This is a genomic window from uncultured Aquabacterium sp. (assembly GCF_947366995.1).
In the GTDB taxonomy this organism is placed as follows: Bacteria; Pseudomonadota; Gammaproteobacteria; order Burkholderiales; family Burkholderiaceae_C; genus Aquabacterium.
The window spans coordinates 26,070-38,531 of sequence record NZ_CANBCC010000038.1; the positions used below are offsets into that span (position 1 = coordinate 26,070).

11 protein-coding genes are annotated in these 12,462 nt (G+C 69.2%); 8 read left to right on the forward strand and 3 right to left on the reverse strand.

Annotated features, from left to right (window positions below; translation table 11 throughout):
- Position 1: 1 nt before the first annotated feature.
- The 3 genes from Q0Z44_RS11190 to Q0Z44_RS11200 are packed head-to-tail and all read right to left on the reverse strand — an operon-like array spanning position 2 to position 3,353.
- Positions 2-1,249, reverse strand: a complete 1,248-nt coding sequence (locus Q0Z44_RS11190) for an HlyD family efflux transporter periplasmic adaptor subunit (RefSeq protein ID WP_298012693.1) — start codon at positions 1,247-1,249, stop codon at positions 2-4.
- Positions 1,246-2,787 carry an efflux transporter outer membrane subunit gene (locus Q0Z44_RS11195; RefSeq protein WP_298012696.1) on the reverse strand — a complete coding sequence of 514 codons (1,542 nt, stop codon included), beginning with the start codon at positions 2,785-2,787 and terminating at the stop codon, positions 1,246-1,248. Before Q0Z44_RS11195 ends, Q0Z44_RS11190 begins: the two co-directional genes overlap by 4 nt.
- Before the next feature lie 29 nt (positions 2,788-2,816).
- On the reverse strand, positions 2,817-3,353 hold the full coding sequence (locus Q0Z44_RS11200) for a MarR family transcriptional regulator (RefSeq protein WP_298012699.1): 537 nt from the start codon (positions 3,351-3,353) through the stop codon (positions 2,817-2,819).
- Between the two features lie 92 nt (positions 3,354-3,445).
- Between Q0Z44_RS11200 and Q0Z44_RS11205 the strand changes: the two genes are divergently transcribed.
- The 8 genes from Q0Z44_RS11205 to Q0Z44_RS11240 all read left to right on the forward strand — a co-directional run.
- The gene (locus Q0Z44_RS11205) at positions 3,446-5,302 is read left to right on the forward strand and encodes an ABC transporter transmembrane domain-containing protein (protein ID WP_298012701.1); all 1,857 of its coding nucleotides are present in this window, start codon (positions 3,446-3,448) and stop codon (positions 5,300-5,302) included.
- 89 nt (positions 5,303-5,391) lie between these two features.
- Entirely contained in the window at positions 5,392-6,069 is a 678-nt protein-coding gene (locus Q0Z44_RS11210) for an OmpA family protein (protein ID WP_298012703.1), read from the forward strand.
- 69 nt (positions 6,070-6,138) lie between these two features.
- Complete coding sequence (locus tag Q0Z44_RS11215) at positions 6,139-6,981, forward strand: thymidylate synthase (RefSeq protein ID WP_298012705.1); 843 nt, start codon at positions 6,139-6,141, stop codon at positions 6,979-6,981.
- Between the two features lie 15 nt (positions 6,982-6,996).
- Positions 6,997-7,518, forward strand: coding sequence for a dihydrofolate reductase (locus Q0Z44_RS11220; RefSeq protein WP_298012707.1), 522 nt, complete (start codon positions 6,997-6,999; stop codon positions 7,516-7,518).
- A gap of 155 nt (positions 7,519-7,673) precedes the next feature.
- Positions 7,674-8,648 (forward strand): ABC transporter substrate-binding protein, encoded by a 975-nt coding sequence (locus Q0Z44_RS11225; protein ID WP_298012709.1) that lies wholly within the window; start codon positions 7,674-7,676, stop codon positions 8,646-8,648.
- 1 nt (position 8,649) lies between these two features.
- Complete coding sequence (locus Q0Z44_RS11230) at positions 8,650-11,025, forward strand: ATP-binding protein (protein ID WP_298012711.1); 2,376 nt, start codon at positions 8,650-8,652, stop codon at positions 11,023-11,025.
- 113 nt (positions 11,026-11,138) lie between these two features.
- The gene (locus tag Q0Z44_RS11235; RefSeq protein ID WP_298012713.1) at positions 11,139-11,423 is read left to right on the forward strand and encodes a hypothetical protein; all 285 of its coding nucleotides are present in this window, start codon (positions 11,139-11,141) and stop codon (positions 11,421-11,423) included.
- Between the two features lie 2 nt (positions 11,424-11,425).
- Positions 11,426-12,462, forward strand: a 1,037-nt coding sequence (locus Q0Z44_RS11240; RefSeq protein ID WP_298012715.1) for an alpha/beta fold hydrolase, incomplete at its 3' end; no start/stop codon positions are given.

Below are 12,462 nucleotides of genomic sequence, written 5' to 3' on the forward strand. Positions count from 1 at the left end.
ATCACGCTCCGCGTGCGGCCGCCACGGCGTGTGCCGTGGTGTGGCCGATGTTGGCGTCGATAATGCGGCGCACCAGGGCGTCGGCCTCGCTGGCCTGGTGATTGAACACGTCAGTCTGCGTCAGCGCGCGGGCGCGCGGGGCCACGGCGAGCACCGGGCCATCCTGACGGCTCACGTCCAGCTCCACTTCCATCGACAGGCCGACGCGCAGCGGGTGCGCCGCCACTTCACGCGGATCGAGCTCGATGCGCACCGGCACGCGCTGCACGATCTTGATCCAGTTGCCCGTGGCGTTCTGAGCCGGCAGCAGCGCAAACGCTGCCCCCGTGCCCGCGCCGAGCCCAACGACCTTCCCGTGGTAGACGACCTTGCTGCCGTACACATCGGCCGTCAGCGTGGCGGGTTGGCCAATGCGCACACGCTGCAGCTGGCTTTCCTTGAAGTTTGCGTCCACCCAGGGCTGGCCCAGGGTGACCAGCGCCATCAGGGGTGAGCCGGCCTGCACGCGCTGGCCGACCTGCACGCTGCGCTTGGCCACGTGGCCTGCGACCGGTGCCAGCAGCTCGACCCGCTGGCGAGCCAGCCAGGCCTCGCGCACGCGGGCAGCGGCCCGGGCCACGTTCGGGTGCTCGGCCACAGAGGTGCCCTCGGTCAGTGAGCGGTTTGACGTCAGCTGCTCGCGTGCGGCCACCAGTGCTGACTCGGCCGCGGCCAGCGCGCTTCGCGTGGCCACCAGCTGCGCGCTCGCGTGCTGGAACTCTTCCTTGCCGACGGCGCCGCTGGCCAGCAGCGGGCTGCGGCGGCTCACGTCTTCCTGTGCACGGGCCACTTCGTTGCGCGCCTTCTCGACATCGGCCTGACGCAGCGCCACCTGCGCCTGCAGGCTGGCGTTGTTTGCGTACAGGGTGCGCACTTCGCGAACGGTCTGGGCCAGCTGCGCGCGGGCCTGATCCAGTGCCACGTCGGCATCGGCCGGGTCCAGACGCACCAGCACCTGCCCAGCCTTCACCACGTCGGTGTCGTCGGCGCCAATGGACAGCACCGTGCCCCCCACCTGCGGCGTGATCTGCACCACATTGGCCTGCACGTAGGCGTTGTCGGTGTGCTCGTAGTGGCTGGCCACCAGGCCGTACCAGGCACCCCAGGCCACACCGCCGAGCACAACCACGGCGGCCACCGCCGTCAGGGCCTTGCGGCGGGTACGGGCGGGCTGCGCCTCGGAAAGGTTTGCTGTGGGGGCTTGGCTCATGAGCGGACTCCGGTCGGATGCGGCGTGGCCGTCCGTGTGGGCGGGTTCGACAAGGTGGGATGGGGGGAAACGGGCGGCACGGTGGCCGCAGAGGGGACAGACGACAGCCCGCCGCCCAGCGCGCGCACCAGCGCGGCCTGGTTGTCGAGCTGGCGCGCCTGGAGGTCGACCGCCAGCCGGCGCTGCGTCAGCACGGCGGTCTCGGCGCTCAGCACGTGAAGGTAGCTGCCCAGGCCTGCCTGGTAGCGCTCGCGCGCCAGCCGGTAGGCGGCCTCGCTGGCCCGCTGGGCGTCAGCCTGCTCGGCACGCTGACGCTGCAGCGAGCGGCCACTGCCCAGGGCGTCGGCCACCTCTTGCACCGCCTGCAGCACGGTCTGGTTGTAGCGGGCGATCGCCTGGTCCTCGTCGGCCACGCGGCCACGCAGACTGGCCTCGCGTCGCCCACCATCGAACAGCGGCAGGTTCAGTGCGGGCAACACACCCCACTGCAGGCTGCCCGGGTCGAGCAGGCGGTCCAGTCCGATGGCGCCATAGCCACCAAACAGACGCAGGTCGACATTGGGGTAGTAGCTGGCCCGGGCAGCGCGGCTCAGCTGCCCGGCCGACTCCACACGCCAGCGCGCGGCCATGACATCGGCCCGGCGAGACAACAGGTCGACCGGCATCACGCCCGGGTCGCCCGGCAGCTGCAGCCGGCCGAGCGCCGGCGCATGGCCCCGCAACGCATCAGGCGCCTGCCCGAGCAAGACCGCCAACGCATGGCGGGTCAGCGTGATCTGCTCGTCCAGTGCTTCCAGTTGCTGGCGCGCGGCGGGCAGGCTGGCTTCACCCTGCCGCAGCTCGACCGCCGTGTCCAGCCCCGCCGACACGCGCTGCTGAATCAGCTTGAGCGTCTCCTCGCGCTGGGCCAGGGTACGGGCCTCGACCTCGCGCAGGCTCAACAAACGAGCCAGTTGCACATGCGTGCGCACCACCTGCATGCTCAGCAGCAACTGGGCCGCGTGGGCTTCTGCCTGCGCAGCCCGGGCCTCGCCCACGGCGGCAGCCAGCTCGGCACGGTGGCGGCCGAAAAGATCGAGCTCCCATGCCCCTTCCAGCTGCAGCGTGCCGTTCTCGCGCACCGAGCCAGCCAGCGGCGGCGGGACAGCCCCGTGCTCCGTATAGCGCTGGCGGGCGAGTTCACCGCGAGCCTGCAAGTGCGGCTGCGTGACGGAGTCGGCCTGCAGGCGCATGGCCTCGGCGCGCATCAGCCGGGACCGCGCCACGGCCATCGAGGGGCTGTCGCGCAGGGCCTGCTCCACCAGGCTCGACAAACTGTCGTCGCCCCACACGCGCCACCAGGGTTGCAGCGCCTGCGTGAAGCGACCGGTGTCATCCGGGGCCTGCAACTTCAGGGTGTCGGGCGACAAGGGCTCGACCGTTGCGCGAACGCCTGCCGGGCTGCCGCAGCCTGCCAGCGCCACGGCACACAGGGCCGCCGCCAGGGCAAGCAGGCCCCGCACAGGTGCCGCGTCAAGTGAAAGTGTCTCGCCCTGCATCGGGCCTCCTGCATGGTGAAGCGCGGCCATCAGCCGCCCTGGGTGCCCGGGCCTTTGACGTCGGTTCGCGCACGGAAGGCGACCGCGTTGGCCTGCATGCGACGCAGCATCTCGAGCAGCGTCTGCCATTCCTCGTGGGTGAAACCCGCCAGGTAGGCGTTCATCACTTCGCACAGCACGCCGGGAACAGGGGCCATGGCCGCCTCGCCGTCCGGCGTCAGCGCCAGGTGCACGACACGGCGGTCGGACGTCGAACGCTCTCGCCGCACCAGGCCCTTGGCCTCCAGGCGATCGAGCGTGCGCGTCAATGCGCCGGGGTCGGTCTGCAGCTCGCGCGAGAGTTCGGCCAGCGTGGTCGTGCCGATCTTGTGGATGGTGAACAGCGGCGCCCACTGGGCATTGGTGAGACCGATGTCCTGCAGGCGATGGTCGACCTCGGTCACCAGCAACTGCATGATGCGCCGCATCAGGTAGCCGACGCTCTCGTGACGGCTGAAGCGGTCCTGCACATAGAAGTCGGCGGGCGCCGGACAGCATCCCGGTGGTGTGTCCTGCGGATCAGGCATGCTTGGCGAATCTGACATGCCGCAATTTTGTTTGCCTATGCAAATATTGTCAAGGCTGATACTCTGCTGGCTCCCTCGCTCCCTTGCCGACCATGCCCCCCTCCGCCCGAGATCCCGCGCGTGACCCGGCCCCGGCCCGGTCCGCCGCCTCCCTTCGCGCTCTGGCACCGTATCTCCGGCCGCACCGCGCGCGCCTGGCGCTCGCCTTCGTCTTCCTGGTGATGGCGGCGCTGACGACGCTGGTGCTCCCCATCGCGCTGCGCACCCTGATCGACCAGGGCATGGTGTCACCCGAGCCCGGGGAGCGGGTCATGGCCCTGCGCGAGCACTTCCTTGCGCTGTTCGGCGTCGGCCTGGCGCTCGGCGTGTTCTCGGCCTCGCGCTACTACATGGTCACCTGGCTGGGTGAACGCATCACCGCCGACATCAAGCGCGCCGTTTACGCTCACGTACTGCGGCAGAGCCCCGCGTTCTTCGAGACCACCCAGAGCGGCGAGGTGCTGTCCCGCCTGACGGCCGACACCACGCTGATCCAGACCGTTGTCGGCTCCAGTTTTTCGATGGGCTTGCGCAACGCGATCATGGCGATCGGCGCCCTGGTCATGCTGATTGCCACCAACCCGTATGTGATGGCGCAGGTGCTGGGCGGCCTGGTGCTCGTGGTGCTGCCGGCCATCGTGTACGGGCGGCGGGTGCGCAAGCTCTCGCGCGCCAGCCAGGACCGCCTGGCCGACTCCAGTGCCATTGCAGCCGAAGTGCTCAACGCGGTACCCGTGGTGCAGAGCCACACCGCCGAGGCGCGCGAGGCCCGCCGGTTCGACGATGCCACCGAGCGCGCCTTCGGCACGGGCGTGCGCCGCATCCGGGCGCGGGCGGTGCTCGTGGCCTTCATCATCACAGCCACCACCGGGGCCCTGCTGTGGGGCCTGTACCAGGGCACGCAGGCGGTCATCGACGGCCGCATCAGCGCCGGCCACCTGGGCCAGACCGTCGTCTACGTCATCCTGCTGCTGAGTGCGGTGGCCGCGCTGTCGGAGGTCTATGGCGACATCCTGCGCGCCGCCGGCGCCACCGAGCGCCTGATGGAGTTGCTGGCCACGCGCTCACCCATCCAGTCACCGGCCGCACCGGCCACGCTGCCGGCCAGCCGCACGGGTGCCCGGGTGCATCTGCACCAGCTGAACTTCCACTATCCCTCACGCCCACAGCACGCGGCCCTGGAGGCCTTTGACCTCGAGGTTCGCCCGGGGGAAACCGTGGCGCTGGTCGGGCCCAGCGGCGCAGGCAAGAGCACGGTGTTCCAGCTTCTGCTGCGCTTCTACGACCCGCAGCAGGGCCACATCACCCTGGATGGTGAACGCATCGACCGGCTGCGGCTGGAGGACCTGCGTCGGCGCATCGGGCTGGTGCCGCAGGACAGCACGATCTTCTCCACCACGGCGATCGAGAACATCCGCTACGGCCGCCCGGAAGCCAGCGACGAAGAGGTGACGGCCGCAGCCCGCGCCGCCCACGCGCACGACTTCATCATGGCGCTGCCCGAGGGCTATGCCACCTACCTCGGCGAGCGCGGGGTGCGTCTTTCCGGTGGGCAACGACAGCGCATCAGCATCGCCCGGGCCATTCTGAAGAACGCGCCGTTGCTGCTGCTCGACGAGGCCACCAGCGCGCTCGACACCGAGAGCGAGCGCGCCGTGCAAGCCGCGCTGGAAGAGGCGATGAAGGACCGCACCACGCTCGTGATCGCCCACCGCCTGAGCACCGTCGTCAACGCCGACCGCATCGTCGTGATCGACCAGGGTCGCATCGTCGACGTCGGCCGCCACGCGGACCTGCTGGCCCGCAACGGGCTCTATGCCCGGCTGGCCGCCATGCAGTTCGACACCGTGCTTCCCGCACCGGAGGGGGCAGGCACGCCACGTGCCAAGGACACCTCGCCAAGCGGCTGACCATCCCGACCCCGTCAACGCACAAGGCCAGCCGGGCGTTCAAAGACAGAGGGACATACTTCCCGCCGAACATGCTGAGAGGAATCGCCATGACAACGAACCGCACCCCCACCCGACTCACCCTGGCTGCTCTGGCCGCCACGCTGCTGGCCACCGGCTGCGCCAACATGGACGAGCGCCAGCAAGGCACAGCCAAGGGCGCTGCCATCGGCACCGTGGCAGGTGCCGTGCTGGGTGCCGCCACTGGCGGCAAGAACACGGTACGTGGCGCGGCCATCGGTGGCATCGCCGGTGCCATTGCCGGCAACGTGTGGTCGCGCCGGATGGAAGAGCAGCGCCAGGCGATGGAGCAGGCCACCGCCGGCACCGGCGTCGATGTGGTCCGCACCCAGGACAACCAGCTCAAGCTCAACATCCCGAGTGACGTGTCCTTCTCGACCGGCAGCGCCGCCCTGCAGCCGCAACTGCGCAGCGTGCTGCAGCAGTTTGCCGACGGCCTGCGCGCCAACCCGGGCACGCTGGTGCGCGTGGTGGGCCACACGGACAACGTGGGCAGCGACGCCACCAACAACAGCTTGTCGGTGGCCCGAGCCGACACCGTGCGCGACTTCCTGGAAGACCGCGGTGTGAGCCGCTCACGCATCGAAACCGCGGGCCGCGGTGAACGCGAACCCATCGCCAGCAACGACACCGCAGACGGCCGCGCGAAGAACCGCCGCGTCGAGATCTTCCTGCGGGAGCCCGAGGCAGCCGGCACCGTCCGATAACCCGGATATTTGAAGCATCAGGCCCTCCAGTAGAATGGAGGGCTTTTTTTCACCTCTGTGAGCCTGCCCGTGAGCCCGTCGTCCACCCGCCCCGTGCGCAGCCAGTACGAAGACTTCATGCGCCTCGTGCACACGACGGGCGTGCTCAAGGCAGACCGCACGGGCACCGGCACCCGCAGCGTGTTCGGGCACCAGATGCGCTTCGACCTGAGCGAGGGCTTCCCGCTGGTGACGACCAAGAAGGTGCACCTGAAATCGATCATCGTCGAACTGCTGTGGTTCCTCCGCGGCGACGACAACGTGAAGTGGCTTCAGGAGCGCGGCGTCACGATCTGGGACGAATGGGCCCGTGAAGACGGCTCGCTCGGCCCGGTCTACGGCGTGCAATGGCGCAACTGGCCCAAACCGGATGGCGGCCACGTCGACCAGATCACCGAGGTGGTCCGGCAGCTCAAGACCTCGCCCGATTCGCGCCGCATCATCGTCAGCGCCTGGAACGTCGGCCTCATCGAGCAGATGGCGCTGCCCCCGTGCCACGCCTTCTTCCAGTTCTACGTCGCGCCGCCGCAGGCCGAGGGCGAGCGCCCGAAGCTGAGCTGCCAGCTCTACCAGCGCAGTGCCGACATCTTCCTCGGTGTGCCGTTCAACATCGCGTCGTATGCGCTGCTGACCCACATGCTGGCGCAACAGTGCGACATGGACGTCGGCGACTTCATCTGGACCGGCGGCGACTGCCACATCTACAGCAACCACACCGAGCAGGTCGAGCTGCAGCTCAGCCGCACGCCCTACCCCTACCCGGTGCTCAACATCAAGCGCAGGCCCGATTCGATCTTCGGCTACGAGTACGAAGACTTCGAGGTGACCGAGTACCAGCACCACCCGGCCATCAAGGCTCCTGTGGCCGTCTGACGCGCTGAACCCGCCATGTCTGCGCCTGCCCGCAAGCCCCGCATCCTCAGCCTGATCGCCGCCGTCGCGGCCAACGGGGCCATCGGCAAGGACAACGACCTGCTGTGGCACCACCCGCTGGACCAGAAGCACTTTCGCGCCACCACCATGGGCTGCCCGGTGATCATGGGCCGCCGCACCTGGGATTCGCTGCCCGAGCGCTTTCGGCCGCTGCCCGGTCGCCGCAATGTGGTGGTGACACGCAACCGCGATCTGCATGCGCCAGGCGCCGAAGTCGTTCACACGCTGGAAGAAGCCCTCATCCAGACGGCCGATGCCGACAAGGTCTTCGTCATGGGAGGCGGCCAGCTCTATGCCGCCGCCCTGCCGCTGGCCGACGAGCTGGTGTTGACGGAAATCCACACCGCGTACAACGCCGACACCTTCTTTCCCCAGTGGCCCCGCGCCGATTTCGACGAGGTGTTTCGTGAGGAACATCACGCGGCAGCCGAGGGGCAGCCCGGCTTTGCGTTCGTGACCTACCGCCGGCGTCGCTGACACACAACGCGCACGGTCGGGAACGCCCGACACCCCCGCTGCGCCATCCGGGCAAGACGCTTGCAGTCTCTGCGGAGAGCGGCGAGACTCGGCGCGTCTCGCGTCCGGACTTCTTCCTGCGAACGCGATTTCCCCAGGGCGGAGCACATGGCACCATGAATCGACGCGCAGTTCTGGCCGGCAGCCTCAGCGTGCTGTCCGGCCTGCTGGGTGGCGCCGGACTGGCTGGCTGCCAGACCTCTGCCGCGCCCTTGCGCGTGGCACTCAACCCCTGGATCGGCTACGCGCTGCTCTTTCTGGCACGCGAACTCGGTCATCTCCCGGAGTCGACGGCGCGCCTTGTCGAGTTCCCTTCCAACACGGCCAGCCTGCTGGCCGTGGCGAATCACAGCGTCTCGGCCGCCGCGCTCACACTGGATGAACTGCTGCTCGCCCGCGAAGGTGGGCTCGACCTGCGCGCCGCCCTGGTGTTCGACGAATCGTGCGGCGCCGACGTGGTGATGGTGCATCCGTCCATCCACCGGGTGACCGGGCTCAAGGGCAAGCGTATCGCCGTCGAGTCCACCGCCGTGGGCGCACTGATGTTGTCCCGGCTGCTCGAGGTCGCGGGGCTGGATGCCACCGACCTGATCAAGGTGCCCCTCACCGCAGACCAGCACGTGCAGGCCTACACGGCCGGCAAGGTCGATGCCGTCATCACGTTCGAGCCCATGGCATCCCGCCTGCGGAGTGCGGGCGCCCAGCAGCTTCTGGACAGCAGCCGTTTCCCCGGGCTGATCGTGGACGTGCTGGCCATCGGCCCCGAGATTGGCGCCAGCGGCGAGAGGCACTTGCGAGAGCTGGTTCGCGGCTACTTCCTCGCCCTGGCCCACCTGCAGGCTCAGCCGGATGATGCGGCACGGCGCCTCGCGCCCCACCAGCAACTGAGCGCCGCCGACGTGCTTGAGGCCTTCCGCGGCATCCGGCTGCCGTCGGAGGAAGAAAACCGGCGCTGGCTGGCCGGGCCACGACCGCAACTCGTCCAGTCCGCAGATACCGTCGGCCGACTGATGCATGGCGCCCGGCTGCTGCGCGCGATGCCGTCGCTGGAGGGCCTGTGCGCCCCCGATTACCTGCCGGAGCGCAGTTGACATGCGCTCCTTGCGGCTCTTTCTCCCGGTGGCCCTGGCCATCCTGCTGCTCGCAATCGGCACGGTGTCCGTGTCGCTCTCGCTGAAGCAGCGGCAGGACCGTCTCACCGACACCGTGCAGCGCGAGGCGCTGGGCGATGTGTCGCGGCTGGTGCGCCTGAGCGACGAAGGCATGGGCACGGCCTCCGCCCTGGTTGCCGCCGAAATCGCCCAGATCGCAAGCCGCCCGTATGTGCGCATGGTGCTGCTGATCAGCGAGCACGGCGAGGTGCTGCGCGCGCACCGCACAGACTGGCGCGGCCGCCACGTGAACCAGGTCGCGCCCCAGCTGGACCCCGCCCGGATTGCACGGGTCGCCACCAGCCGCCTGCCCGACTGGCACATGACCGCCGACCGCGGCACGCTGGACGCCCTCCAGTCCTTCGAGCGGCCATCGGGGCCCGATGAGGTGCGCAGCCTGAAACGGGGCCTCGCCTACGTGGCCTACGACCTGAAACAGGAACGTGCCGATGCCGCGCGCAATGAAGTGCTGGCTCGCCTGCCCGACCTGATTGGCCTGATCGTCGTGTTCGTGCTGGTGGGCTGGTGGCTTGGTCGCAACGTCACCCGCCCTTTGGCGCGACTGGACGCCGCAGCCAGCGCCCTGCGCGCAGGCGAACTCAGCGCCCCTGTCCCACGGGGTGGCTTCAAGGAGATCGACCAACTGGGCGCGGGCCTCGACGCGCTGCGCGAGGAGCTCTCGGCCACCTGGCAGGCCATCCCGGACCTGCTGTTCGAGCTGGACGCCCATGGTCGCTATCGCCGCGTGCTGGCCATGCGCCCAGAACTGGTCGTGCAGGCGCCACCCGATCTGGTCGGCCGCACCATCCACGAGGTGCTTTCGGCAGAGTCCGCTGCCGTGGTGCAGCAGGCACTCGAGGATGCGGCGCGCAGCGGCTGCGTCTGGGGTCGCGAGGTCGCGATCAACGTGCCGGCAGGTCAACGCTGGTTCGACATCTCGGTGGCCCGCAAGACCCGGCTCGACGACGGCACGCTCACGTTCCTGGTCATCTCACGCGACATCACCGAGCGCAAGCAAGGCGAGATGGCGCTCAGCCGCGTCAACGAGCAACTCGAGCATCGGGTGCAGGAACGCACGGCCGAGCTGCTGACAGCCAAGAACGAGGCCGAGCGGGCCGACCGCAGCAAGAGCGAGTTCCTCTCGCGCATGAGCCATGAACTGCGCACACCGCTCAACGCCATCATCGGCTTCGGCCAGCTGCTCGACATGACCGTGCCCGACAGCGGCCAGCGCCGTCAGGTCGGGCACATCATCAGCGCAGGCCACCACCTGCTCACGCTGATCAACGAAATCCTCGACCTCTCGCGGGTGGAAGCGGGCCAGATGAACGTCAGCCTGGAGCGCGTGCGGGTGGATGAACTGGTGGCCGAGTGCGTCGACCTGATGCGGCCACTGGCGGAAGGTCACGACGTGAAGGTGGAGGTCGAGACCATCGCACCCTCGATCGAAGTGCGTGCAGACCGGACCCGCCTGCGCCAGGTGCTGCTCAATCTGCTGTCCAACGGGGTGAAGTACAACCGGCGCGGTGGTCAGCTCACACTGACTCTGGTCCAGCGGCCCACGCTGATCGAGCTTCGTGTGCAGGACACGGGCGCCGGTCTGACACAGGCCCAGCAGGAGCGGCTGTTCACGCCCTTCGAACGCCTGGATGCCGACGCGCGGCAGATCGACGGCACCGGGATCGGCCTGGCGCTGAGCCGGCGCCTGATGCACCTGATGGGCGGCGAGATCGGCGTGCACAGCCAGCCTGGTCAGGGCAGCACGTTCTGGATCACGCTGGCCCGGTGGACAGGCAAGACCGGCGCGTCCAGTGCGTCCGAGCCGGTGTCAGCAACCTCCTCGCGCGAAACGCCTTCTGCAGGCCCGGCTGCATCCGGCTCCTCCTGGACGGTGCTGTGCATCGAGGACAACGCCGTCAACCTGCAGTTCATCGAGCACGCCTTTGCGCGCTGGCCCGACTTGCAGCTGCTGACGGCCGACACCCCGCGTGCCGGCCTGGCCCTGGCGGCTGAACGCCAACCCGACCTCGTGCTGCTCGACATCAACCTGCCCGACATGGACGGCTATGAGGTGCTGCGGCGCCTGAAGTCCGAGCCCGTCACGGCCGACATTCCGGTGGTGGCCCTGACGGCCAACGCCATGGTGGGCGACGCGGCCACCGCGCGGCGCGCCGGCTTCGACGGCTACATCACCAAGCCGATTCACCTGGGCCTGCTGAGGACGGAGATCGACCGCTGGCGCACGCAGGCCGCGACCAAGACCGTCGGCCAGACGGCAGTGCAACCGGACCCGAACACGCCGGAAGCCGCGAGCTGAGGCCCCGCCTCTCGGCCGCGAGACGTCCCCTTGCCACGTGACACCGCCATGGCGGATCGGCCTCCCGGCCCTTCTCATGGCGCCCTTTGCGTGCGCACAGCGCACTGCCTAACATGGGGCCCTGCAACCTTCGCGACACGCCTGTGGCCACCCTTCTGTTCGACCAGTTCCTCTCCACCGAAGCCATGGCGGCACTGTTCGATGCGCCGCAGCTGCTGCAGTGCATGCTCTCCCGCTTCCGCCAGCATGCTCGCAACGCCTGCCGGATCGACACCTTCGACGTGGCCGAGATCGCACGCGCCAGCCGGGGCCGGCAGTGTCGCCACGCTGCCCGACATGCTGCCGAGCTGGCACGCCACCACCTTGCCAACCTGCCCTCCTCCGACCCTCGAGCTTGACCATGACTGCATACGACCACGATCTTCAGCGCGGCCTGCGCAACCGCCGCAGCGTCCTGGGCGACGCCTGGGTGGACCGCTCGCTCAACGGCGCCACCGCCCTCACCGCTGAGTTCCAGGGCTTCATCAGCCGCTACGCGTGGCACGAGGTCTGGGGCCGCCCGGGGCTTGGTCACCGCACCCGTCGCATCATCGTGCTGGCCATCACCACCGCGCTGGGGCGCTGGGAAGAGTTCCAGCTGCACACCCGCGCTGCCCTGGCGGGCGGTGACCCGGCCTCGCGCCTCACGGTCGACGACATCAAGGAAGTGCTGATCCAGTCGGCCGTTTACGCCGGCGTGCCGGCGGCCAACACGGCCTTCGCCGAGACCGTGAAGATCCTGCGTGAACTCGGCCCCGAGTTCGCACCCTGGCTGGAGCAGCTGGACGTGCACACCGTGGCGCACCCGGGTGTCGGCACCAGCCGCTTCACCAGGACCACGCCCAGCCTGCACTACACCGTGCGTGAGCCGCGCAATGGTCAGGCCCCGCGCCGCACCATCGTGCTCAGTCACGCGCTCGGTTGCGACGTGATGATGTGGGACCACCTGGCCAACGTGCTGGCCTGGGACAACCGCGTCGTCTGCTATGACCACCGTGGCCACGGCCTCAGCGAGGTGCCCCCCGGCCCCTACACCATGCAGGACCTGTGCGACGATGCGGCCCGCCTGATCGACGAAGTCGGTGGCCCGGTCACCTTCATCGGTCTGTCGATGGGCGGCATGGTCGGACAGGAGCTGGCCCTGCAGCATCCCGACAAGGTGCAGGCCCTGGTGCTGGCCAACACGACCAGCGGCTACCCGGCCGAAGCCCAGGCCGGCTGGGCGCAACGCATTGCCGCCATCGAGTCCGGCGGGCTGGAAGGCATCGTCGACGGGGCCATGCAGCGCTGGTTCCACGACGGCTTCCGCGCCGCGCAGCCCGCCACCGTGGCGCGCTGGCGCCAGCGTGTGGTCACGTGCGATGCGCGCGGCTACATCGCCACCTGCCAGGCCATCAG

Coding starts and splice junctions, on each gene's coding strand:
- Q0Z44_RS11190 (WP_298012693.1), bottom strand. CDS start 1,249: ATGAGCCAAGCCCCCACAGCAAACCTTTCCGAGGCGCAGCCCGCCCGT.
- Q0Z44_RS11195 (WP_298012696.1), bottom strand. CDS start 2,787: ATGCAGGGCGAGACACTTTCACTTGACGCGGCACCTGTGCGGGGCCTG.
- Q0Z44_RS11200 (WP_298012699.1), bottom strand. CDS start 3,353: ATGCCTGATCCGCAGGACACACCACCGGGATGCTGTCCGGCGCCCGCC.
- Q0Z44_RS11205 (WP_298012701.1), top strand. CDS start 3,446: ATGCCCCCCTCCGCCCGAGATCCCGCGCGTGACCCGGCCCCGGCCCGG.
- Q0Z44_RS11210 (WP_298012703.1), top strand. CDS start 5,392: ATGACAACGAACCGCACCCCCACCCGACTCACCCTGGCTGCTCTGGCC.
- Q0Z44_RS11220 (WP_298012707.1), top strand. CDS start 6,997: ATGTCTGCGCCTGCCCGCAAGCCCCGCATCCTCAGCCTGATCGCCGCC.
- Q0Z44_RS11225 (WP_298012709.1), top strand. CDS start 7,674: ATGAATCGACGCGCAGTTCTGGCCGGCAGCCTCAGCGTGCTGTCCGGC.
- Q0Z44_RS11230 (WP_298012711.1), top strand. CDS start 8,650: ATGCGCTCCTTGCGGCTCTTTCTCCCGGTGGCCCTGGCCATCCTGCTG.
- Q0Z44_RS11235 (WP_298012713.1), top strand. CDS start 11,139: ATGGGGCCCTGCAACCTTCGCGACACGCCTGTGGCCACCCTTCTGTTC.